Origin of the sequence: Streptomyces alanosinicus (assembly GCF_014650595.1) — a bacterium.
Lineage (GTDB): Bacteria > Actinomycetota > Actinomycetes > Streptomycetales > Streptomycetaceae > Streptomyces > Streptomyces alanosinicus.
Map to the genome: position 1 here is coordinate 16386 of NZ_BMVG01000046.1, position 22402 is coordinate 38787.

At 68.6% G+C, this 22402-nt stretch carries 19 protein-coding genes and 5 pseudogenes; 10 read left to right on the plus strand and 14 right to left on the minus strand.

From position 1 onward, the window contains the following. Window positions 1-221 precede the first annotated feature (221 nt). The 5 genes from IE277_RS40615 to IE277_RS48205 all read right to left on the minus strand — a co-directional run bounded on the left by IE277_RS40615 (window position 222) and on the right by IE277_RS48205 (window position 3112). Entirely contained in the window at window positions 222-722 is a 501-nt protein-coding gene (locus IE277_RS40615) for a hypothetical protein (protein ID WP_189958753.1), read from the minus strand. Between the two features lie 106 nt (window positions 723-828). After that, window positions 829-1638 carry an NACHT domain-containing protein gene (locus IE277_RS48190; protein WP_229882361.1) on the minus strand — a complete coding sequence of 270 codons (810 nt, stop codon included), beginning with the start codon at window positions 1636-1638 and terminating at the stop codon, window positions 829-831. Then, the gene (locus tag IE277_RS48195; RefSeq protein WP_229882362.1) at window positions 1608-1967 is read right to left on the minus strand and encodes a hypothetical protein; all 360 of its coding nucleotides are present in this window, start codon (window positions 1965-1967) and stop codon (window positions 1608-1610) included. Before IE277_RS48195 ends, IE277_RS48190 begins: the two co-directional genes overlap by 31 nt. A gap of 105 nt (window positions 1968-2072) precedes the next feature. Then, entirely contained in the window at window positions 2073-2300 is a 228-nt protein-coding gene (locus IE277_RS48200) for an NACHT domain-containing protein (RefSeq protein ID WP_229882363.1), read from the minus strand. Between the two features lie 29 nt (window positions 2301-2329). Beyond that, on the minus strand, window positions 2330-3112 hold the full coding sequence (locus IE277_RS48205; protein ID WP_229882364.1) for an NACHT N-terminal Helical domain 1-containing protein: 783 nt from the start codon (window positions 3110-3112) through the stop codon (window positions 2330-2332). 392 nt (window positions 3113-3504) lie between these two features. Between IE277_RS48205 and IE277_RS40625 the strand changes: the two genes are divergently transcribed. The 3 genes and pseudogenes from IE277_RS40625 to IE277_RS40635 all read left to right on the plus strand — a co-directional run. Next, the gene (locus tag IE277_RS40625) at window positions 3505-3885 is read left to right on the plus strand and encodes a hypothetical protein (RefSeq protein WP_189958754.1); all 381 of its coding nucleotides are present in this window, start codon (window positions 3505-3507) and stop codon (window positions 3883-3885) included. A 532-nt stretch (window positions 3886-4417) separates the two neighbouring features. Next, complete coding sequence (locus IE277_RS40630; protein WP_189958755.1) at window positions 4418-5128, plus strand: hypothetical protein; 711 nt, start codon at window positions 4418-4420, stop codon at window positions 5126-5128. A gap of 324 nt (window positions 5129-5452) precedes the next feature. After that, a pseudogene (locus IE277_RS40635) lies at window positions 5453-5698 on the plus strand (LexA family protein); the annotation flags it as partial. Window positions 5699-6096: 398 nt separating this feature from the next. On the opposite strand, the gene IE277_RS40640 reads toward IE277_RS40635, so the two are convergent. Together IE277_RS40640 and IE277_RS48210 are read right to left on the minus strand one after the other, a co-directional pair. Then, window positions 6097-6417: a hypothetical protein gene (locus tag IE277_RS40640; RefSeq protein WP_373310992.1), complete on the minus strand. Its 321-nt coding sequence runs from the start codon at window positions 6415-6417 to the stop codon at window positions 6097-6099. Window positions 6418-6666: 249 nt separating this feature from the next. Next, window positions 6667-6853, minus strand: a pseudogene (locus tag IE277_RS48210) (IS6 family transposase); the annotation flags it as partial. Between the two features lie 285 nt (window positions 6854-7138). On the opposite strand from IE277_RS48210, the gene IE277_RS40645 reads away from it, so the two are divergent. From IE277_RS40645 to IE277_RS40670, 6 genes are all read left to right on the plus strand, one after another. Then, a complete protein-coding gene (locus IE277_RS40645; protein ID WP_189958756.1) occupies window positions 7139-8305 on the plus strand; it encodes a sensor histidine kinase in 1167 nt (388 codons plus the stop codon). Next, window positions 8302-8961, plus strand: a complete 660-nt coding sequence (locus IE277_RS40650) for a response regulator (RefSeq protein ID WP_189958757.1) — start codon at window positions 8302-8304, stop codon at window positions 8959-8961. Before IE277_RS40645 ends, IE277_RS40650 begins: the two co-directional genes overlap by 4 nt. Before the next feature lie 115 nt (window positions 8962-9076). After that, a complete protein-coding gene (locus tag IE277_RS40655; RefSeq protein ID WP_189958758.1) occupies window positions 9077-9715 on the plus strand; it encodes a GOLPH3/VPS74 family protein in 639 nt (212 codons plus the stop codon). A gap of 15 nt (window positions 9716-9730) precedes the next feature. Beyond that, entirely contained in the window at window positions 9731-11296 is a 1566-nt protein-coding gene (locus IE277_RS40660; RefSeq protein ID WP_189958774.1) for a carboxylesterase/lipase family protein, read from the plus strand. A 346-nt stretch (window positions 11297-11642) separates the two neighbouring features. Continuing rightward, complete coding sequence (locus IE277_RS40665) at window positions 11643-12308, plus strand: hypothetical protein (RefSeq protein WP_189958759.1); 666 nt, start codon at window positions 11643-11645, stop codon at window positions 12306-12308. 211 nt (window positions 12309-12519) lie between these two features. Next, a complete protein-coding gene (locus IE277_RS40670; RefSeq protein ID WP_189958760.1) occupies window positions 12520-13269 on the plus strand; it encodes a transposase family protein in 750 nt (249 codons plus the stop codon). Window positions 13270-13289: 20 nt separating this feature from the next. Here IE277_RS40670 and IE277_RS40675 read toward each other — a convergent pair. The 3 genes and pseudogenes from IE277_RS40675 to IE277_RS40685 form a co-directional block, all read right to left on the minus strand. Then, window positions 13290-14087: pseudogene (locus IE277_RS40675) on the minus strand (transposase family protein). 80 nt (window positions 14088-14167) lie between these two features. Then, the gene (locus tag IE277_RS40680) at window positions 14168-14383 is read right to left on the minus strand and encodes a hypothetical protein (RefSeq protein WP_189958761.1); all 216 of its coding nucleotides are present in this window, start codon (window positions 14381-14383) and stop codon (window positions 14168-14170) included. A 245-nt stretch (window positions 14384-14628) separates the two neighbouring features. After that, window positions 14629-15235 (minus strand): annotated as a pseudogene (locus IE277_RS40685) (transposase family protein); the annotation flags it as partial. Window positions 15236-15812: 577 nt separating this feature from the next. Here IE277_RS40685 and IE277_RS40690 point away from each other — a divergent pair. Then, window positions 15813-17231: a non-reducing end alpha-L-arabinofuranosidase family hydrolase gene (locus IE277_RS40690; RefSeq protein WP_189958762.1), complete on the plus strand. Its 1419-nt coding sequence runs from the start codon at window positions 15813-15815 to the stop codon at window positions 17229-17231. A 391-nt stretch (window positions 17232-17622) separates the two neighbouring features. Here the strand turns inward: IE277_RS40690 and IE277_RS40695 are convergent, their stop codons facing one another. From IE277_RS40695 to IE277_RS40710, 4 genes and pseudogenes are all read right to left on the minus strand, one after another. Then, window positions 17623-18234 (minus strand): hypothetical protein, encoded by a 612-nt coding sequence (locus IE277_RS40695; protein WP_229882366.1) that lies wholly within the window; start codon window positions 18232-18234, stop codon window positions 17623-17625. Window positions 18235-18811: 577 nt separating this feature from the next. After that, window positions 18812-19386 (minus strand): annotated as a pseudogene (locus IE277_RS40700) (HD domain-containing protein). Window positions 19387-19904: 518 nt separating this feature from the next. Then, complete coding sequence (locus IE277_RS40705) at window positions 19905-20126, minus strand: hypothetical protein (protein WP_189958763.1); 222 nt, start codon at window positions 20124-20126, stop codon at window positions 19905-19907. A gap of 999 nt (window positions 20127-21125) precedes the next feature. Further along, on the minus strand, window positions 21126-22343 hold the full coding sequence (locus IE277_RS40710; RefSeq protein WP_189958764.1) for an arylsulfotransferase family protein: 1218 nt from the start codon (window positions 22341-22343) through the stop codon (window positions 21126-21128). Window positions 22344-22402 lie beyond the last annotated feature (59 nt).

Below are 22402 nucleotides of genomic sequence, written 5' to 3' on the forward strand. Positions count from 1 at the left end.
CGGGGAAGAACTGCCGATTCGCGGGCCGTAGCCCGCCACCACCAGAACTGCGGTCCGGCATCCCCCGCCAGTTGACGCATCCGTGCGGGCCAGACCGGCTCTTCCTCCCATTCCAAGGCCATGTCCCACCACTGGCACACCACCGCCTGGGCGACCGCGAACACCGCCCTCGGCACCACCCCTGCAGTTGATCAATTCCTTTCATCTGTAGTGAGTGTTGGTCACTGTGGAGGGTTGAGCCGCTCGGGCGGGAGGTGTTCGCGGCCCGTGGCGTCGGTGCTATCGCTGATGTGGACGGTGAGGTTCTCCAGGTCTGCGAGCGGTGCCAGGTCGATGGGCCCTCTGCAGTTCCACAGGGTCAGGCGGGCCAGGTGCGGGAGCTCTTTGAGAGGGGAAAGGTCTGAATACACCGTGCAGTCACGCAGAGTCAGGCTGGTCAGTTGGTGGTGACGCTGCACGGTGGTGAGGTCGAGGGCCGGCTGCTTTACGATGTGGAGGCCTTGAAGCTGGAGTGGACGGCGCATGCGGCTCAGCTGTGCGGCCTGGGCGTCGCCCATGATGGCTGGCCAATTGAGGTAGGGCCAGCGCTCCAGCCCGTCGAGCGTGATGTCCTGGCTGTTCTCGGTGAACACCAGGCTGGCGAGGCCGGGGCCGGCGGGGATGTCTCCGGCACGGGTGACGTCGGCGGGGAAGCCCAGCGTCAGATGGTCCAGAGCAGGCATGTCAGTGAACGGGGTGAGAGACATGCCCTGTGCCAGGTCGTGGCGAAGGTTGTGAGACTGGGAAGTTGCGCCAAGGGCGACAGGTCGCGCAGCGAACGATCTCCGGTCAGGCACAGGTAGTCCAGCCCGGCGTGCTCTGGACGTAGGCCTCTGGTGTGATGGCGGACAGCACCTGATCCGCGTATTCCCCGGCATCGAAAGATGCCCAAGCTGCCCCAAGCTCCCCGCTCACCTCCGGTCGGGTGTCCGTACGGAACCGTGCGATCACTCCGAGGGCGGCGTCTCCTGTGATCAGGGCCACTGTCTTCACCACCGCGCTCGCGGTGCGGCTGTCCAGTCCCTCGGGGCCCGGAAGCAGTTCCAGGACCAGTTCTCCCACCTTGGCAAGCTGCTCGGCTTCCGCTGCCGATCGTGGCGGGACCAACTCGGCGGCGCGGTCCTGCACTTCTTGCCGCACTGCGGGGTCGAGCTCGGGGGCATGTTCGAGGCTTGCCACGGCGAGGAGTACCAGCCGTTGCCGATAGCGTGGCGTTTTGTCCGCCCGCCGCAGTAACTGCCGTAGCAGCCTTGCGCGTTCCTCTATCCGTGTGTGCCCGACCGCCATGCGTACGACGTCGTCCCACTGGTCGTCGTGGGCGTTGCGGACCAGGACGCCGAAGTCGCGGGCCTCGACCGCCGCCTTCGCGCCCAAGTAGTCCTGGAAGGTGCGGTGCACGAAGTCGACGTAGCCAGGGGCCGGTTCGCGCAGCAGACCGCTGCGGATCAGCAGGTGGGAGAAAGCCTGGTCCGCGTCGCCCTGCTCCCGTACCTGCGGCATGGCGGCCAGCCACGCGTCCAGCATCGCGACGGCCTCGTCGCGGGCCGCCTCCGCCTGGCCATTGCGGATCATCCAGTACGCCAGCCGCTGCAGCAACACTGTCTGCTCGTCCCGGGAGAGGGACACGCCCTCCGGGGGTGATCTCCCGCTCCGTGTCCCCGACGGACCAGCAGCATGTCCAACGCGGCGTCGTACAGCTCCTTGCGGGCCCTGGACAGGTGCATGCGGCGGTCGCGGTTGAGCGCGCACAGCAGGGCGCACGTCAACGGGTTGGTCGCCGGCCGGCCCAGGTCTCGGCGCGTGGTCACCGTCTGGTTCAGGCTCGCCTCGTACCGCTCCAGCGGCTCGTGTTCGGTGTCTGCGACGCACTCCCGGCGGACCGCGTCGTGCCGGTGCCGGATGAACGCCCGGATGTCGTCCCGTTCCATCGGCACAGCGTGTGCACCGTGAAGCCTTGCGCCGCCAGCTAGGGCGTGTTGCGAAAGTCCCGTCGTCCGCCCGGAGGGCGGCAGCCGGGACTTTCGCAACACGCCCTAGTCCTCCGGCACCGCGGACGGGCGCGTGGTCACCATGAATCGTGCCCGCGGAAACGCCGTGATCAGCGACTTCAGCCACTGCTCCGTGCGGCTGCGCAGCCTGGGCGGCACCTCATCGACACCGTCCACGAGAACCAGCGCCCGGCCGCTGCCGAGGAGTTCCTCGACCCAGCTTTGAGGGGCGCGCAACGGCACGCCGGATGCTGTCAGGAAGTCCTCCGGCATGGGCAAGCCCTCGGGGGTGTTGAAGGACCTCAGCCGCAACACGAACGGCACGCAGCGGTTGAGATCCGCCCACTCCGGCCCGAAGCTCTGCCGTGCGCCGCGTTCAGCGCCAGCCACTGCACCAGCGTCGACTTCCCCGACCCGGCCGGTCCGCGCAGCACCAGCCGGTCACTGCCAGCGAGTGCCTGTTCCACCTTCACTGAGGTTCGCGTGGTTCCCGGGACACCGAGCTCTTCGTGGTGCGGCTCATGGGCATGCTCGTCGTCCACCGCAAGGCTGATGTATGCGGCATCCAGCGGCCATTCAGCACGGCGCCGGCCGCCCAGGGTGACCCCGAACAGCTCCAGGCGCGAGTGCGCCTCGGCGACGAAGTCTGCGTACCGCTGCTCGAAACCGAGTGCGGCCTCCGCAGCCGAGCCTGTAACGGCCCGTTCTCGTAACAGCGCCCCGGTCCGCCGTGTGTGCTCCACCGCCGCCCGCGCCGCGAAAGTGGGATGGGCCGTGGACTGTTCCACCAGGTGCGCGCAGCACAGCCGAAGCAGTTCCTCGTAGAGGTCGTGGGCTCGTTCCGTCAGGTCCGTGACGGGGCGCCGCAGTTCGTCGGCCAGGCGTCCCGGATCGAGGTCCGCGGCGAACAACCGCTCCATGTCGAGGGGGCTCGCGGCGGCGAACGTGTCCTGGACCGCCGCCACCGCCGCCAGCCTCTCGTGCTCAGGCACCGAGGCATACGCGGCCGCGATGCGCTGCCCGAGGACCCGCGCCAGCTTCTCCGGCCCCGCTGGCTTCGGTAGCGGCCGTACTGGATCTGGCACCAGACCCGTCCCCGGCTTCGGCATCAGTACCGATCTTCGCGACCGTCTGGGCCACTGTCGACGCCAGCCGGAGGACCACCGCTTCGAGCCCGTGCATTATGCGACCTCCCCGTTGCCCGGCGGACGGCATCGTAGGCAGATGACCGGCCGCCGATGGGCGAGATCGCCCAGAAGACGGGGATCGCCCTGCTGACCGGATGGCCTCTCGGCTGGCTATGCGCGTGACTGCGGGAGCCGTTTCGATGTGACTGTCCCCTGTCATCCAATCGAGCCCCTTGACAGGGATTCCGACCCGGAGACGTTATGCGTCGGCGAATCTGGCCCGAGGGCTGGGTTCTGTGGGTGGCTCTGGCGACGGAGGCAGTGTTCGTCAGTGCAAGGGCTGGTGAACCGTGCTGGCCGAAGTCGTCCAGCACGACCAGACCCGTGTACACCTCAAGACGGCTGCACAGCTGAACTCGGAGGGCAGCCTCCTGAAGGCTATGGGCACCCTGGCGATCGCGTTCGGACAGCTCATGAACAGCCAGGCCAAAGACGGGTACGCGCCCCGAGGACGGTCCGCCTACAGCTTTGGCGAGCCGATGCCGAGTAATCCGATGAGAGAAGACCAGGTCCGGGCGACCCGCTGCCAGCCGGATCATGCCTCGCGCAGAGGTGCGTCGACGCGAGGCGCGGAAACGCTGGCCAAGGAGTACACGAGAACACGCGACGTCACCCGGGCTCTGCAGGAAGGCATGCGACTCCCGGCGTTGGGCGTGGACTTTAAAGGGTGACAGGGAGTAGCTGGGGGAGTAGAGCCCGATGCCCGGGGGCTGCCTCGTTGGGGTTAACGGGGTTGGTGGGGATGGTGTTGGCCGGGAGCATGGCGAGGGGGATGGGAGCCTCGAACCCTGCATAGGGGTATGGGGCTGGTCCGAACCCGATCGGGCCGCCGACGGGCGGAAGCGGTTTCTGTACATCAGCGCTGGCGAGGGGCGAAGTCGACACGACCGCCGCCCCGGTGAGAACCACGGTGACAAGTACCTGCTTGATTGTCTTCATGCCTGAACGAACGATCAGGCATCCTCCTCGTTACCCCCCGTTGGGGTGAGCCTCCAGCTCTGCATGGGGGCTCACGAAAGGGCTCGAAAACCGATGTGCGGTGTCCCGTCGGCAGGGGCATGCCGGCACCTGCTTGTGCAACACGTCGAGTGCCGGGTGACCGGGTGACGGGTGATCGGGCGACGGGCCTCGGGCGCGGTGGCCCTCCTGCCGGCAACGGAAAAGCGTTCGACCACCGGGCCCGGAAGGGGTCATGATCCGCTCGTGACGACACCGAAGCAGTGCATGGTCCGGGCTGCAGCCCGCAACAACGCCGAGTGGTGCGCAGCGATGAGCCGATCGCACGGCCTGATGAGCGAGTTCGAGCTGCAGGCTTGGGCCGCCCCTGCCCGCACGCCGGTGTATTACCCCGACGCGGTGACCCTCGTGCCGGGTGTCGACCCGGCCACGCTGGTGAAGCGGATCGACGCTACCGCGCCTGGCGCCTCCGTCAAGGACAGTTTCGCCGATCTCGACCTGACTGAGACTGGCTTCCACGTCCTGTTCGAGGCGCAGTGGATCCATCGCCCAGCGAGTGCACCTGCCATCGCATCGGATCTTGCCTGGGACGTGGCGGGCACCCCGGACACGCTGCGTGCCTGGGCACTGGCCTGGGACGACGGGGATGGCAACGCGGACCTGTTCCGGCCCGAACTGCTCGACGACCCTGCCACCTTGGTGCTCGCCGGACGGTCCCCGGGCGGCCGGGTGGTCGCCGGAGCGGTGGCGAGCCGCAGCGACCACGTGGTCGGAATCTCCAACGTCTTCGCATCGGACGGCGGTCCTGACGCGGCCTGGCCGGTCGTACTGGAGGCGGTGCACCACCTGTTCCCGACCTTGCCAGCGGTCGGCTACGAGCACGGTGATGGCTTGGAGGCCGCCGTGTGCCACGGCTTCGAGCCGGTCGGTCCACTGCGGATCTGGCTGCACGATTGAGCGGTTCCAGAGCAGTCCGAGTCCGCCGTTCGCGACCTCCGTCCCCATGAGGAAACGTGACCGCCACGGTGGGGAATGAATTCCATGGTTCTGACCGCGCCTGTGTGAAGGGTCGGCTCGGTGAGGTATAGCGCCACGATGCAGTTGTCGTACGACTACCTCGGCGGCGTCTTCCGAGCCATGGCCCCCTGGCGCCGTGACCCGAAAGTCAATGGCCTCTCCCACCAGGCTCGCCAGGCCATCGCCCTCAGTAGGACCGCCTAGCCCCAGCGGCGCAGGCGCCATTGGGTACCCGGCCTGCGAGGCAGGAGCGAGGGGCCGGTTGTGGTCGGCGGCTCCATGATCGATGCGGCGATTTGTGACGGCGACACCGTCACCGTACGCAAGATGGACAGCGCCGACCACGGCGACGTCGTCGCCGCGCTCCTGGACGACGAAGCCACGGTGCAAGTGCTGCGTCAGCAGGACGGGCGGGTGTGGCTCGAGCCGCGTAATCCGTCGTACGACCCGATCCCGTGTGACGACACCCGCGTCCTCCGCAGGGTCGTCGGTGTCCTGTGGCTTCCCTGATCATGAAGATCTGTAGCAATTTCTGCGTGTCACTGCGAGCCTGTGGCCACCAGGGTCGCGGTGAGGGGTTCGAGCTCGGTGATCAGTTCGACGTGTCACGGCCTCGCCGGTCACCGCGTGCTGTCCTGGGACGTCTCGGCCCGCGTCCGGCGACGACACTGCACGGCGTCATTCGCCCGCGCGCTGCTCTCACCGTCCTCGACCCGGGCCCGGTAGTCCGCCCAGTCACGGTCGGTCCAGCCGTCCAGCCCTGCCGGAAAGTCGTCGGTCCCGGGCCACCGCCTGGTCCCCGTACATCCCGAAGGACGCCGTCATGTGTTGGCTGGCGGTCGGTCGGGCAGTCGTTCTGCGGCCAAGTCCATCTGTGATGACCACGTCGCTCACTGGACCAGACACGGCTACGGCGCCCCGTTCGCCGGCACCGTACGGACGCCGAACTGGTCGGCCAGGCCCACGGTGCGCGCAGCCAGGCGCAGTGAGTCCGCGCCGGTGCCCTGCCGCCCCAGGTAGACCGCTTCCAGCCGCAGTCGCTCTCCGGCCAGCTCCCGCCACGGCGCGAGCAGCTGCTCGGCAACGTCGGGGCGCCCGGCGGACAGGGCCCGCACCAGTCCGGAGGCCAGGCCGAGCAGCACCACCAGGCCGTGGTCGGCGTACGCGTGCAAGGCGGGCCAGGACACGACCGGCGCCGCGCGGTCGGCTTCGGCGTGCGCGGCGGACACCCGGCGGCACAGCCATGCCCACCCTGCCGCGTTCTGCGCGAGCAGGGTGATTCGCAGCGGCGGCTCAGCCCGTGCGCGCCGCCGCGCACGGGCGTACGCGGCTGTCCGGGGTCCGGGGCGGGCGGGGGCTCTGTCACCTTGTTGAGTGCGTGGGTGTCTGTGGGTGTCTGTGGGTGTCTGTGGGTGTGTCGGGCGTAGCGGGGCCCCGGGGCTGGCCTGTGCTCATGCTGAGGTGGGCCGACCGGCGTCCCACGTGTCCCCGGGCCGGCGTCGGCGCAGGGAGAGGGAGGTGGCGTAGGCCTGTCCGAACTTGGCGCACCAGCGGCGGATGGCTCGTACGAGACGAGACGATCACGCCACGCTCCAGCATCAGCTCCTCGACCTCGCGGTAGGACAGCGGGAAGCGGAAGTACAGCCACACACAGTACGAGATGATCTCGACCGGGTACCGGTGCCTTTGTACGACGGCTGTACGACGGCGACGCGGACGACACGGGCGATCCCGTCAACAACATGATCAACCCGAAGATCAGCCCACCCCGCCCAACCAACGTGCCAACGCCGTCTCGGCAAGCGGCCTGGTGCCGGTTCCCAGGTTGGCCGCTCCGATCTCCGGCAGGTGGGGGCAACCCAGCGGCCTTACCCTCAGGGTTGCCTCCCGGCAGATCATGAACGCGCTGGCTCGGCGACAGACAGATCCCGTGCCGATAGGGTCGAGGGCGTGGACCGCGGGAGTAGGCAGCCGGACGACGCGTTCGGCGGGGAGGGTCGGGACGTGGTGTCGCCCCGGGCAGCCCGGGCGCTGTGGTGGGGGTCGGCCGGTGTGGTGCTCGCTGTCCTCGGCACCTCGGTGCTCGTCGCCGGCGCGGAGCAGCACCGACGGCTGCCCGTGGCCGTGGCCCTGGTCCTCGCACAGACCTGCGCCCTGAGGTGGCAGGCCCGCGCCCCGGTCGCCGTACTGGCCGCGAACGCAGCGACGGGGTTCGCGGTGTGGGCGCTGCTGCCCGCGGTGACCCTGACCGGGGCGCTGATCGCGGCGCAGGTCGGGTTGTGCGTAGTGTCGGCCATCAGGCCGCGGCGGGAGTCGGTGCGGGCGCTCGCGGCGATGTGCCTGCCCGCGCCGCTGGCGTTCGGGGCGGGCGGCGGCTCGGGTCTGACGGTCTATGTGCTGGCGGTGGTCCTGGCGTGGACCGCGGGGCAGTGGCGCGGGGCGCAGCAGGCACGCACGAGGGCGGAGCTGCGCCGGGCCGTGGTGGAGGAGCGTGCGCGGATCGCGCGCGAGGTGCACGACGTCGTGGCGCACTCCCTGTCAGTGATGGTCATTCAGGCGGGCGCTGCCGACGACGTGTTCGCCCAACGACCCGAACAGGCTCGTCAGGCGCTGCAAGCCATTGAAACGGGCGCACGCTCGGCGCTCGGCGAACTGCGTCTGTTGCTGCGTGCGTTCCGGTTGGAAATGGAGGATGACGGGGCCGGGGAGCAGCGGGAGCCGGGGCCCTCGCTCGCGCGCCTGGACGAGCTGGCCGACACCGTGCGCGCGACCGGGATGACCGTGAACGTGCACCGCGAGGGCGCCTACGACGGGCTGCCGGCCGCGGTGGACCTGGCGGCGTACCGGATCGTCCAGGAGGCCCTCACCAACACGCTGCGCCACGCGGCCGGCGCCGACGAGGTGAGCGTGCGTGTGACGGCCGAAGGGGACTGTGTGAACGTCAGGGTGGTCGACAACGGGAGTACGTCGCATGGAAGTTCGACTATGGGGGCGGGACGCGGTCTTGCGGGGATGAGGGAGCGCGCACGGCTCGTGGGTGGGAGCCTGCGCGCTGGTCCGCTGCCCGGAGGCGGGTTCGAGGTGGTGGCGCGGCTGCCGGTGGAGCGTGCGTCATGACGCTGCGCGTGGTGGTGGCCGATGACCAGGCCCTGGTCCGTACCGGATTCCGCATGATCATCGATGCCCGGGACGATCTTGAGGTGGTCGGTGAGGCGTCCGACGGCCGGGAGGCGGTGCGGCTGACGCGGGAACTGGCGCCCGACGTGGTGCTGATGGACGTACGCATGCCCGTCGTGGACGGCATCGAGGCGACCCGGCAGATCGCGGAGTGCGGCAGTCGGGCCCGGGTGCTCGTGCTGACCACCTGGGACGTGGACGCGCACGTGGTCGCCGCCCTGCGGGCCGGGGCAAGCGGCTTCCTGCTGAAGGACATGCGCCCCACCGAACTCGTCGACGCGATCCGTCTCACCGCGCGCGGCGACGCGCTGCTGGCGCCGGCCGTGCTGAGCCGCGTCCTCGACCGGTTTCTGCGCACCACACCCGACCCCGCGCCGCCGCCCTCCCTCAAGGACCTCTCCGGCCGCGAGCGCGAGGTGCTCACGCTGATCGGGCAGGCGCTGTCGAACGCGGAGATCGCCGGGCGGCTGCGCCTGTCGGAGGCCACCGTCAAGAACCATGTCACCGCGGTGCTGCGCAAGCTGGGCCTGCGCGACCGCGTCCAGGCCGTCGTCGCCGCCTACGACCACGGCCTGGTACGGCCGCGCCGCCCCTGACGGCCGCCGTCTCCTCCTCAAGGAGGAGACGGAGAGGCGGTCCTCCTGTGTTCCCAGCGCCGGTCCGTTCCCGCGGCCGATCCCTGGCTGGGGTGCCCGGCCGTAGCGTCGAGGTGTGATCGACGACCTGCCCTGCCTCATGTATCTGCTCGCCTACGACGACGCGGCCGAAGGCCCCTATGACCGTTCCCGGACGGAGCTGCTGGTCCGTGCCGCCGCCCTGGTCGACCTCGCGTTGCGCGGCCGGCTGCGGGAGGACGGCGGCACGGTCACGGTGTCCGGCACGGAACCGACCGGAGACCCAGTCCTGGACGGCATTCTGCGCGACGCCGTCGCCGGGCACGGCTGGAAGCGCCTCGTGCGCCGCCACCGCAAGCGGACCCTGACACAGGTGGAGGACCGGCTCGCCGCGACGGGACTCCTCACCGTGACGGCGCCCCGCGCCCCCTTCGGCACACGGCGGCTGACAGTGACGGACCCCACCGTGCCCGCCGCACTCCGCGCCCGCGTGTCCGCGGCGCTGAACGGACAGGGTCCCGTGCAGGATATCCCCGCCGCCGACGCCGCGCTGCTGGCGCTGGCCGCGGCGGGCGGCGTCCGCCCGGTCGTCACCCGGCAGGACCAGAAGACCTTCCGGGCCCGTATCGACGCCTGCACGCAGTGTCTCGCCGCCCTCGCGCCCGGCCTGGAGAAAACCATACGCGCCCTGCCGACGACCATGATCGCCGCACAGGGCGGCATGGGCGGCAGCTGACCGGATGGGGAGATGATGAGCATGCACCGCCTCTTGACCGCCCTGGGCTGCGCCCTGACCGCAGTGCTCGCCACGGCCTGGTCCGCGGCGCCGCCGACATGGCCCGCCCGGCAAGCCGCTGCCACGACGGTACGCACCCACGGCGGCCTGGTGCGGGGCGCCGCCCACGACGGCTACCGCACCTTCGAGGGCATTCCCTACGCGGCGCCCCCGATCGGCAGGCTGCGCTGGGCACCGCCCCGCCCCGCGGCCCCCTGGTCCGGGGTACGAGATGCGACCCGGCCCGCGAGAGCCTGCCCGCAGCCGGCAGGCGAGGTGCCCGGCGGCAGCACCGACGAGGACTGTCTCCACCTGAACATCACGACGCCCGACGGCGCTCGACCGGCACATCCCCGGCCGGTGATCGTGTGGCTGCACGGCGGCGGCTTCACCACCGGAGCGGGCAGCTCGTACGACGCCCATCGCATGGCCGTCCGCGGTGACGTCGTGGTCGTCACCGTCGACTACCGCCTCGGCACCCTCGGTTTCCTCGCGCACAGCGGGCTGCCCGGCTCCGGCACGTTCGGCCTTGCCGACCAGCAGGCGGCGCTGCGCTGGGTCCGCGCCGAGATCGGCGCCTTCGGCGGCGATCCGCACAACGTGACGCTGGCCGGCGAGTCGGCGGGCGGCTACAGCGTCTGCGCCCAGCTCGCCTCACCTGCCGCCACAGGGCTCTTCGACCGGGCGATCATCGAGAGCGGTCCGTGCACGGGCCGCCCCGACCGGCCGTTCGCCCCGTCCTCCGTCCCTCTGTCCACGGCGCGCGGGGCGGGCGCGGACTTCGCGGCAAAGGTCGGCTGCGGCTCCGCCCGCGACGTGATGGCCTGCCTGCGGCGCGTGCGTGTCTCCCGGCTGCTCGCGGCCCAGGAAACCGATCAACAGCCCGCCTATGCCACCCCGTTGCTTCCCGGCGACCCTGCGGCCGCGATCGCCGCCGGCCGCTTCCACCGGGTCCCCGTACTCATCGGCAACAACCACGACGAGGGCAACGGCTGGGCCGCCGGCATCGTCCAGGCCGGCCACCCCGTCACTCCCGACACCTGGCCCGACGTCGTGGCCTCCTTCTTCCCCGCCCCGGGACAGGCGAAGGCGATCGTCCGGGAGTACCCGGTGCACCGCACCGACGGCGGCCCGGTGTTCGGCGCGGTCATCGGCGACGCCGACTTCGCCTGCCCGACGGCGCACACCGGCAGCCTGCTCGCCGCCCAAGTGCCCCTCTGGCGCTACGAGTTCGCCGACGAGCACGCCCCGCCGCTCGCCTCGGGCACGCCGCCGTTCCCGCTCGGCGCGCCGCACGCGAGCGAACTGCCCTACCTGTTCGACCTGGGGGGCCGCCCCCGCGACCTGACCGCGGCACAGCACCGGCTGGCCGACACCATGATCGACTACTGGACCCGCTTCGCCCGCACCGCCGACCCGAACAACCCGTCGTCGCCGCACTGGTCCCGCCGGACGGTGCTGTCCCTGGCACCGGACCACATCGGCCCCGCGGGCAGGGTGCGGATCCGCCACCACTGCGCGTTCTGGAACGGTCTCGGGTGACCACGGAGACGACCACCGTGAAGGCCCGTCAGCTCGGTCGGCGGACGCTCACGGCACACACCTGCAGGGCCGGCCCAGCTCGATGTCGCTCGACGGGTAGAACAACGTCCGGCATCGCAACCGCCGCCATCCACGTCCACACCGATCCGCCCCGCACCGATCCGCAAACGCGATCTGGAACCGCCGCCCTCACTCTGTGAGCGCCTGGGCCATCCCTTCCCCGCAGGGGGTGTCGGTAGGCCTCCCGTCCGGTGTCCAGACCCAGCGCCGAGGAGCACTGGGATCGGGAGAATTCACAGCGCCGAACCAAGCAGGAACCCACCTCACGGACCCTGAGAGGACAGCCATGAACGAAACCGCCGCCAGGCGCCTGACGGGCCTTGCCGCCATCGCCACCGCGGCCGCCTTCATCGTCGAAGTACCCCTGTACTTCGTCTACTCCGGCCCCCCGCCGGACTCGAACGTCCTCGCCAGGCTGCTGATCGGAATCCTCGCGCTGGCGTTCCTGATCGTCTTCGTGACGGCCTTCCGCGAACTCCTCAAAGAGGCGAACCCCGCCTACGAATGGGTCGGCACGATGGCCTTCGCCACCGGACTGGTCTACGCGACGATCACCCTGGTCTCCAGCGGGCTGGAAGCCGGCGCGGTCATCGCCGCCGACCACCCGATCGACCCGACCATTACGGTCAGCGGCACCTACATCCTCTACGGGTCGATCAGCCGCCTCATGCTCGCGATGTTCATGACCACCGTGGGCTACGGAATCTCCCGTACGAACCTGCTGCCGCACTGGACCGCCCGCTCTGCTTTCGCCCTGGCATGGCTCAACCTGGCCTTCGTGCCCTCCCTGTTCTTCGGCAACACCCCCGCGCACTTCTACGCGGCGAACGGCTGGGGCACCACCGCCCTCATGGGCGCGATCTTCAGCTACTGGATACTGGCCCTGGGCATCTCCACCTACTGCAGCGCCACACGACCTACCTCCGCCGACTCACCGGCTGTGCAACCCTGACACCGCCCGAGCAGAAGACGGAGCAATGCCCAAGCCCTGCGGATCGGCCTCGGGCTGGACGCGAAGGGCGTACCTTCCCGAGTGATCGACCCACTGAGCCCTTTCAGCGTGGCCACTGATCGGGTGACGACGTAGCCGTCGGCAACGGACAAGGCTCCCGTGCCGTTGAGCGAGGTGTTCGACGTCTCAACTCGCTGGCGCAGGAGCCTTGTTGGTTTCCTGTCCTGCCGCACTCGACCTGGCCCATGCCCTGGTCGAGTGGGTCACCATGCTCATCGTCACCCGCGAGGGTGACCGCTACTGCACACTCTCGCCGCACCAGCGTGCCCTGGTCGGTCTGGTGTACCTGCGGCGGCACGGCACGCTCGCGCAGCTCGCCGCCGGCTTCGGTATCTCCGTCGGCACCGCCCACGCCTACACCGCCGTGGTGATCGACCTGCTCGCCGACCGAGCGCCCGGCCTGCTGCGCGCGCTGCGCGAAGCCAACCCCGACTACGTCCTGTTGGACGGCACCCTTGCCGAGTGCGACCGGGTCGGCGACAGCCGGGCCGACTACTCCCACAAGCACCGCCGACACGGCGTGAACGTGCAGGTGGTGACCGACCCAGCCGGGCGGCTGCTGTGGATCTCGCCTGCACTGCCCGGCCGCGCCCACGACCTGACGGCTGCCCGCACTCACCGGATCATCCGGATCTGCGGGCGCCAGGGCGCCCCGATCCTCGCCGACCGCGCCTACAGGGGAGCCAGCCCTTGGGTGGCAACGCCGCTCAGACGCCCACCGGGCCGCGAGCTCACACCGACCCGGCAAACCGTCAACCGCGCGCTGTCCGCCACACGGGCACCGGTCGAACGCGGCGTGGCACGACTGAAGTCCTGGCGCATCTTCCGCAGATCAAGGTGCAGCCCGAATCGAATGACGTCAATCGCCGCGGCCGTCCTCACCCTGGAGCGGCAACGCTGAAAGAGCTCATGGAGCCTCTTTCATCCTGTGTTTGCGCAGATCAGAGGGGTGTGGACGGCACGGACGATGAGGCCGAGGCGGTTGGTTGAACAGCGTGCTCTGCGGAGCAGGCGCCAGGACTTGAGTTGGGCGAAGGCGCGTTCGCCGGATGCGCGCAGGTGGGCGTGGTCGCGGTTGTACTGCTGATAGTGCTCGGGCAGTTCGCGGTGGCCGTAGTAGGGGGTGCGGACGGTGGCGCCGGCACCCTGATAGGCGCGGTCGGCCAGGATGAGGATCTGGCGGGTCAGGCAGGCTTGGACGATGCCGTGGGCGCGGGCTGCGGTCAGGTCGTGGGTCCGACCCGGCGTTGCCCGTGAGAACCACAGCGGCGTACCGTCCGGCGTCGTGATGACCTGGACGTTCATGCCGTGCTTCTTGTGTTTCTGGGAGTAGTACGGCTCGTCGGCCCGGATGCGGTCGGTGGGAATCAGCGTCCCGTCGACGATGACGAAGTCGCCCTCGCCCAGGCCCACCAGGGCCTCGTGCAGGCCCGGCGCCCAGGACCTCGAGTGTCTCGTCCACGTACCGCCACGCCGTCGCCTCCGACACTCCGAACCCGGCTCCCACCTGGGCGAACGTCTCGTTCTTCCGCAGGTGGGCCAGGACCAGCAGGGCTTGCTTGAAGCGACCCAGCTTCCGCAACGGCGAGTTCAGTTCACGCCTTCGGGCGTAGATGAGCCAGGAGACATGCTCAACCAGCTCATACGGGACATCGAGCATGGAAGGATACGGAACCAACGGAGCCCCTTGGTCGCCGGTGTGATGAGTGAGATCACCACGCCAACGACGAGAGGCTCCGCCATGTCACCGCCGCGGCTGACCAGCCCATTTCACCCTTGCAGCACAGGATGAAAGAGGTTCACTTGGTGAATGCGTTATTGAACTGACCACAGGTGGTGCCCAAGGTGTCGCTAAGGCCGAGTACGGCAAGAGGAGTGTTGGCCTCAGCCCCCACCTGTGGGCTGCACTCCTGGTAACCGTTGTCGTCGGCGTAGGCAGCGCCAGCCCCAGCGCTGATGGCGGTCAGGGCGCTGACCGCCGCAACGACGATCACGACCTTCTGAAGCTTGCGCATGGAACCCTCGCCCCTTCGCTGTCTATGAATCTACCAACTAGTCACATCACGTGCTTGAGTGAATACTATCTGTAACAAGGATGGTCGTCTACACCGCTCTGCGTCCTGTGCCGCCCCCGCCTGGGGGCGTGCCGAGTGAGATCACCGCACCAGCAACGAGGGGCTTCGCCACGTCACCCCGCCTGACCAGCCCATTTCGCCCGGTCGGGACAGGATGAAAGAGGCTCATTGAGCCTTTGCCAACCTCATTTTGAGCAGGTCAGGTGGAGGGTGAAGACGGCTTGGACGTGGCTGGTGATCCGGGTGGTGCTGCAGCGGAGTTTCCGCAGCAGACGCCAGGTTTTCAAGGTCGCCATGGCCTGCTCACCGAGGGCGCGGATGCGGGGGGTGCGCGGCGTTGACCGCGCGTTGGCCTGTCGAGAGCGGGTCCCACTGGCCGCGGAAGGGGACCCGCACGGCGCCGCCCGCGCCCTGGTAGCCCTTGTCTGCCCAGCAGGCCAGGCCCGCCTCGCTGAGGGCGTCGATGACGCCGTGGGTTCGGGCGGCCCTGATGTCGTGCACGGCGCCGGGCAGGGCGGGCGAGGCCCACAGCAGTTTGCCATGTGGATCGGCGATGACCTGCACGTTCATACCGTGTCTCTGGTGTTTGCCGGAGTGGAAGGGCCGGTCGGCGGCGATCCGGTCGATCGGCGGCAGCGTCCCGTCGAGGATCACGAACGCCTTTGCTGAGGCGGCCGCCACCGCCGTGGCGAGGTCGGTCGCCTGCACCGCGAGCAGTTCGACGGCTTCCATGATGTACCGGTACACCGTGCTCACGCCCACCTCGAACCCGGCTGCGAGCTGCGCGGACGGGTAGACAAGCACATGAAGCTCCTGGCGACACGGGCGATCCTGGTCGTGAACCCGTCTACCAGGAGCTTCATCCCTTGCGCAGAACAACTGGCGGATTAAACAATCAAGTTGGCCGTTAGCGTCACCGATGCGGGCTCTGTATCGCACCCCACTCGGCGAGTTCGTCGGCCCCCCTGCGCCGGAAACGACCGCGCAGGCACACGCCGGCAGGATCGCCGTCAGCGAGTACCACCGGCCCCGCCGCGAGCGGCATCAGGCACGGGACACTCTCGTGATCATCAGGCGTAGGACACCCGCAACGATCACCGAGTCCGTCCCCGCGCTGCTACCTGTCCCTGACGTCGAAGACCCGCACAACCAGGGAACTTGAGGCCGCCTGGTTTCAGTCTGCGAATGTTTTCGGCCCGCGAATCATGCGAGAGGTATTGACGCCGGTCAGGGGTTCCCTATGATCCGATTGCTCGACACTTCGATCCTTGTTCGGTATAGCGAACGCGCACGTCCGCACCGCATCGACAGTCCGCACACCCCCGTCGGGGCCAACCGGAACCGCTTGCTCGAGGATGACGAGGTCTCCATGCGCAGAAGACGTTTCAGCCGCAGACATCCGTCTGTGGTGCTCGCCGCCGCGGTTGCGGCCCTGGTTTCGTTCGCGGCGTTGCTCGTCGCCAGTCCGGCTCAGGCGGCCACCAGCGGCGCCTTACGCGGTGCCGGTTCCAGCCGGTGTCTCGATGTGCCGGGCGCCAGCCAGACCGTCGGCACGTTCCTGCAGATCTGGGACTGCACGGACGGGACCAACCAGCAGTGGACGTTGACGGACAGCAACCAGCTGACCGTGTACGGCAACAAGTGCCTGGACATCCCGGGCCACGCCACCACGGCTGGTACCAAGGTGCAGATCTGGGCCTGCAACGGCGGTACGAACCAGCAGTGGCGGGTGAACGCCGACGGCACGATCGTCGCCGTGGAGGCCGGGCTATGCCTGGACGTCTCGGGCGGCGCTACGGCCAACGGCACGGCGGTGCAGCTCTGGAACTGCAACGGCGGCAACAACCAGAAGTGGACCGGCCTTTCCGGGACGCCCAACTCGTGTTCTCTTCCGTCGACGTACCGGTGGAGCTCGACGGGTCCGTTGGCGCAGCCGGCGAACGGCTGGGTCTCACTGAAGGACTTCACCACCGTGACGTACAACGGCAAGCACCTGGTCTACGGCTCGACCGTCAACCAGTCCGGGGCGTACGGCTCGATGGCCTTCGCTCCCTTCACGAACTGGTCGGACATGGCGACGGCCGCCCAGACAGGGATGAACCAGGGCACGGTGGCGCCCCAAGTGTTCTACTTCGCACCCAAGAACATCTGGGTGCTGGTGTCCCAGTGGGGGCAGTGGCCCTTGTTCTACCGCACCTCCAGCGACCCCACCAACCCCAACAGCTGGTCCGACCCGCAGCCGCTGTTCACCGGCAGCATCCCGGGCGCCGCCCCGATCGATCCGACCCTGATCGCCGACGGCCAGAACATGTACCTGTTCTTCGCCGGTGACAACGGCAGCATCTACAAGTCGACCATGCCGATCGGGAACTTCCCGGGCAACTTCGGCTCGTCGTACACCACGGTCATGAGTGACACGGTGAAGAACCTGTTCGAGGCGCCGCAGGTCTACAAGGTCCAGGGGCAGAACCAGTACCTCATGATCGTCGAGGCTCGGGGTGCGACTGAGCAGCGCTTCTTCCGCTCGTTCACCGCCTCCAGCCTGAACGGTCCGTGGACCCCGCAGGCCGCCACCGAGTCCAACCCCTTCGCGGGCAAGGCCAACAGCGGTGCCACCTGGACCAACGACATCAGCCACGGTGACCTGGTTCGCAACAACCCCGACCAGACCATGACCATCGACCCCTGCAACCTGCAGCTCCTTTACCAGGGCAGGTCCCCCAGCTCGGACGGCACCCCCTACAACCTGCTGCCGTGGCGGCCGGGCCTGCTCACCCTGCAGCGCTGACCTGCCTGATCCACGGTGATTGCGATGTGGTGCGGTCCGCCGACGCGTAGGCGAGCGGTTCGGGGCGTGGGTGACTCCACCTGCTGACCGATACTCACCGCCTTGAGGAACCCCAGCCGCGCGTCGGCTGGGGTTCCTTTCTTTCGTGGACTTTCATCGTGGGTACGGACCGAAGTCATATGACGCCACCAGAGATCCGCTTGCCGGCCGTGGTGTGCGGTGAATTGCGCAAGCACCATCCGGGTCACCGGTCCGTGTCGCCCTCGCCGTCGTCCTCCTCGACCCGTCGTCTTCCTGCTGCGACCACGCGAGCACATCCTGACCATGAGCGAACGACCTGGACACCCACGGAATTTGATCAAGCCCTGCCGCCAGGCAGGTTGGAAAAGGCTCACTCTTTAAGTGGCTCAGGACCTCGGCTGGCGGGGCGTGCTGGTGAGCCGCAGCCGCCAAGGCTCTCTGCCCTCGAAGGGGCGGTGTTGCCGACGAGATCCGACAAGTCGTCGGCCGATTCGGAGGTCAGTCGGTAGAAGCCCTGGAGGCTGACCGAGCGCTCGAGGCGGCCATCCACTACGTACTTCAGACCGCGGGTCTGGCCTCGGCGATTACGCCAGGTAAGCCCCATCAAAAGATCACTAGGTATCGGCACATCGAAGCGTACGGGCGTCGCGTCCACGTGCACTGCCGTAGCACCGCAGCCGCCGGCACCGAGCATCGACCAGGCGCCGTGCCCGGGGAACGCTGGGTCCTGCCACGTCGCGGGGGCGGTGCCGCAGCAGTCGCGCCGCTCCATGTCGATCACCCGCATCCGGCTCACGACGTGCACGACGTTCCGGTTGACGTGCAGTGCGTACACCTCATCCCCGGTTCGAGCCCCCGACCAGGCGGGCAGGGAGGAATGGACGCCGCTGAAGGCGACCGGCGGTCGCTCTCCTACGCGACCCGCTTTGCGCAGGGCGCGGCACGTGTCATGGGTCCACAAGACGGTGAAGGCATCAGACATGCCGTGATCGTATGAAGGAGGACTGACAGCCTCCCGTGAGGCAGCACTCCTCTCCTCCAAGCTCGTTCGGCGGGAAGACCCACCGGGAGTGGGTCGGGTGTGGACGTGTACTCGTGTGCCTGTCCGCGATGCGATGGTCCGCTGGCTGCGGCGGAGATCTTGGACCGGGCTACTGGGTCGTCACCGCGCGCACTGCCGCGCGGATCTGCGGGCGATGAGGCGGTGCGAGACGTCGCAGGCCTGGTGTTGCGTCTGATTGACTGCATTTAATTCTGAATTATGGTATTCCTGGAATATATGGATGGATGAGTCAAAGGGAGCTATTTTGAGGGTATTCACTGTCAGTGCCGCCATGGCCATGGCTCTGGTGGCGGGGTCGGCGACAGCCACATCCGCCATGGCTGCGACGCTCGCCCCGCATGTCGCCACGAAAGACACGGGGGTCCGGAGTCCGACCGCCGGCCGCGACGCCGACAATTGCGTCGTCACCCTCCAGGTCCCCCTCTGTATGCCTGCAGGCGAATGAACAAGGCCCCTTGAGGTGGGTGAATTCCAAGGGCCTCTGTTGTTCGTGGGGTCAGGAGGGCAGGAAGTTCTTCTGCCATTCCAGGGACGGCATCGACAGCGCGGCGTCGGCGAGGGCCTTCGCTGAGGGCGTCTTCAGTGCTGCGAGGCTGGTGTCGATCCAGTTCTGGGTGAGGCTGTAACCCTGTTCCCGGTACTCGACGGCCCGCACCAGACACTCCAGCTTGTCCGCGTCGCGGGCGACGATCGCCTCCTGAGTTTCGCCAGCCTCGTACTCGTGACCGCACCCTGCACGCCCTCGCGCACCGCCGGGTGGGCGTTGGCGACCTGGTCGGCGGTCACCTCGCCATTCGGCGCGGCGCGCAGGTACTTCCGGCCGATGTGCGGGATGTCCCCGACCCGCGTCTCCTGGGAGTCGTGGAACAGGCACAGCAGCGCGACCCGGGCCGAGTCGACGCCTTCCATCATGGCGAGCACCGAGCCGATCACTCCCACCCGGAAGCTGTGCTCGGCGACGGACTCCGGAGCCTTGTTGCCGGTGAACCACCAGCCGGTTCGTGCGACGCGCTTGAGCACGCCCATCTCGGAGATGAAGCTGGCGGTGCCCCTGGTGGTCTCGTCGGCCATGCGGTCCTCCATCGTCAGCGGTTGTGATCGAAAACGTAGTGGACGTGAGCGAGTGAGTGCCTCGATCTCGCCGAGACGGCAACTCCGTCCAGGAGCTGGGCGGTCCGCTCGCGCGTCGGCCCGGCGAGCTGTCCGGGCAGGTCAGACCCCTTCAAGGCGGCGAGCATCGTTGAGGCACCGAGGGCAGGCGATGCTGAGCGCGGACCTACTGAGTCCTGCTGGTCAGGTGTTCCGGAAGAGACCGCTGAGCGTCGCGACCTGCGGCGATGAGCGGCCACGGGGCGTTGGCCTGGACAGATGCCCTTTCGACTGTTTCACGCTCGTGCCCGTTGATGCAGTCGCCTGGCCGGTCGGGAGTGCGAGCTCCCTCCGTCCCGACGAGATTCCGAGAAGGAGCGTCTTCGGGGTCACCGCAGGTCGCCTGATCCACTGCGCACTCAAACCCGGGTTGCGCATCGAGTGCGCATCTTCAGCCGACATTACGCATTCCAACTCGCGGATCCCAGACCCAGAAATCGTCAGGGCCCGCGCGCATGCTGCTGGAGCTGGTACAGCTCGGCGTAGCGGCCGTCTTGTGCCATCAGCTGCCTGTGGGTTCCCTGTTCGGCGATCTGGCCGTTGGCCGGTGCGACGATCAGGTCGGCCGACCGTACGGGGGCCGTGGCAGCAGTCAGCGCCAGCCCCTGCACCAGCTCGAACCATGCCATCCGACGTGGAACCGGCAGGTCATGCAGAGGCATGCGCCCATCGTAGGAGCCCGTGAACCAACCCGTGAGCGCCCCGAACAACGCGTGGGTGGAGACGGGGTGGAGAGGGCCCGTCTCCACCCGGACCCACTCCCCGGCCGACGCATGCGGAGGCGGCGCCTTCCTACGGTCGGTGGCGCTCCCGGCGTGTGCCGGGAAGCGCACAGGAGATCAAGGAGGCAGGCCACGCCATGGACGCGAGCGTGTGGATCGTCAACATCGTCGTGTTGGCGGTGGTACTGGAATCCGACCTGGGAAGGCGCAGGGTCACCCGGTTCCGCGTGCTGCGCCCGGTCGTCACCGCCGCAGCGGCGATGCCGTTCTTCGTCGGCCGGGGCGCCACACACGGCTACGTGCTGATGCTGGAGATCGGTGGCACGGCCACCGGACTTCTTTCTGCTGGGCCTGCTGGCCAGCGCCCTGATGCCAGTGCAGGCGGGACACGCCAAGGGGCGACGCTGCGCCATCTCGCGCGGGGCGTGATATGCCGTGGGATGGATCACCGTGGTCGCCGCACGGATGCTGTGCTCGTACGGCAGCGTCCATCTGTATGCCGCCCAAGTGGGTCGCTGGATGGCGACCCATCAGGTCACGTCATAGTCACTCACCGACACCATGATCTTCATGGCGGTCGCGGTGACGCTCACCCGCTCCGCACTGCTGCACACCAAGGGCAGGGCGGCACGCCGCCCCGCCGGAGCGCGCCATGGACGCGGTGTCGGCCTGGGGCCCCTTCAGGGCGCCGATCTGGGGATCGGCCCACACGGGTTGCGTCTTGCCGAGTTCGTCCAGTCACCCGGAACCATTACCGCGACCGCAGCGGTCGTGATCCGAAAGGAGTGGCCTATGCGGGTTAAACGTTGACCGCACTGTGTGAATCCCTCGTGCTGAGGCGATGGGAACCGGTCGTAGGCGCGCTCGCGACACACCCCGGCCCCGGTGCCGGGCAGGGACGGGGTGCAGCGGCGTTCGTCCTCGGTCGGCAGTCTCGCGCTACTTCCAGGTGGAGCGGTAGGCGCGGTAGGTGTTCACGCCGGCGGGGAGCTGTGCCTTGAGCAGCAGCTTGCCGGACGGGCTGAACTCGGAGACGTACGGAAGCGAGCCCCACCCGACGAAGGTGTTGCCGCCCGGGAGCGTCTGCGCGTTGCCCTGCGAGGATGCGCTGAGGTAGTCCGGCTGGTCGACGGAGCCGACCAGGGTCGCGGTGTGGGTGTGCTCGTCCAGGCGGACGGTGACCACACGGCTGAACGGCAACTCCTCCACGGCGCCGGTGCCGGTGTTGGCGGCACCGGCGGACTCGTTGTCGAACCACCGGTACAGGCCGCCGCCCAGCGGCTCGGGGTCGTGCTGCCAGGAGAAGATCCGCCCCGCTGTGTTCAGGTACTGGCCGGGCGCAGCCTGCTCCTTGAAGGTGCTCGCCTTGCCGCCGAGCTGCCAGAGGACCTTGCCGCTGCGGTGGCTCACCTTGTAGGTGGTCCAGGTGTTGCGGGCGTCGATGAGCAGGTTGCTGTCGGTGTCGAGCTTGACGGCGTTGATGTGGAACCAGTCCCATGGGGTGTCCGGCGAGGATGGCAGCGACTGCTCGCTCTGCGCGTAGGAAACGTGGTCGGCGGCGCTCCACTGGAACAGCACCCGGCCGGTGCGGATGTCGATCTCCTGCGCCACGCCGTCGATGATCTTCTGGTGCGCGGAGCCGCCTATGGACGTCAGGTCTGCCGTGGTCTGCTTGTAGGCCAGGATCAGTGCCGTTCCGCGTGGGGTGATCAGGAACTCGTGGCCGTCGGCGGTGTAGCCGTTCCCGGCCTTGACCTCGGCGATCTTCTGGTAGTTGTCGTTGTAGATGTAGTCGGTGCCGCTCGCGAGGGAGCCGAGGCCGGTGCCCTGCCACCAGGTCAGCACTCGCCTGCCGTGGTAGGTCTGGGTGCGGAAGTCGGCGGCTTCCTGCCCGGCGGGCACCTTGTGTGACCAGACGACTCGCTTGCCGTCCCGGCTCAGGATCTCCACGCCGCTGGAGTAGTGGCTGGTCGCCGAGTTCGGCGAGATGAAGATGTCCCCGCTGCCGGTTCCGGCCTTGTCGATCAGGACGGTGACCGGCGGCAGCGGCGCGGCTCCGGGGTCTGCGGCTGCGGCGCTGGTCACGGGCGGCAGGCCGGCAACCACGGCAGTCGCCGCAACAGCCACAGCGCGGGCGGGCAGGGTGTTCCTACGCATCAAGGGGTCCTTGTCTGGCAGCCCGAAGCCGAACGGGTCGACTCCGGGCATGCACGGAA

Coding starts and splice junctions, on each gene's coding strand:
- IE277_RS40615 (WP_189958753.1), bottom strand. CDS start 722: ATGCCTGCTCTGGACCATCTGACGCTGGGCTTCCCCGCCGACGTCACC.
- IE277_RS48195 (WP_229882362.1), bottom strand. CDS start 1,967: ATGGAACGGGACGACATCCGGGCGTTCATCCGGCACCGGCACGACGCG.
- IE277_RS48200 (WP_229882363.1), bottom strand. CDS start 2,300: ATGCCGGAGGACTTCCTGACAGCATCCGGCGTGCCGTTGCGCGCCCCT.
- IE277_RS40650 (WP_189958757.1), top strand. CDS start 8,302: ATGACGCTGCGCGTGGTGGTGGCCGATGACCAGGCCCTGGTCCGTACC.
- IE277_RS40660 (WP_189958774.1), top strand. CDS start 9,731: ATGAGCATGCACCGCCTCTTGACCGCCCTGGGCTGCGCCCTGACCGCA.
- IE277_RS40665 (WP_189958759.1), top strand. CDS start 11,643: ATGAACGAAACCGCCGCCAGGCGCCTGACGGGCCTTGCCGCCATCGCC.
- IE277_RS40680 (WP_189958761.1), bottom strand. CDS start 14,383: ATGCGCAAGCTTCAGAAGGTCGTGATCGTCGTTGCGGCGGTCAGCGCC.
- IE277_RS40690 (WP_189958762.1), top strand. CDS start 15,813: ATGCGCAGAAGACGTTTCAGCCGCAGACATCCGTCTGTGGTGCTCGCC.
- IE277_RS40695 (WP_229882366.1), bottom strand. CDS start 18,234: ATGTCTGATGCCTTCACCGTCTTGTGGACCCATGACACGTGCCGCGCC.
- IE277_RS40705 (WP_189958763.1), bottom strand. CDS start 20,126: ATGCCTCTGCATGACCTGCCGGTTCCACGTCGGATGGCATGGTTCGAG.
- IE277_RS40710 (WP_189958764.1), bottom strand. CDS start 22,343: ATGCGTAGGAACACCCTGCCCGCCCGCGCTGTGGCTGTTGCGGCGACT.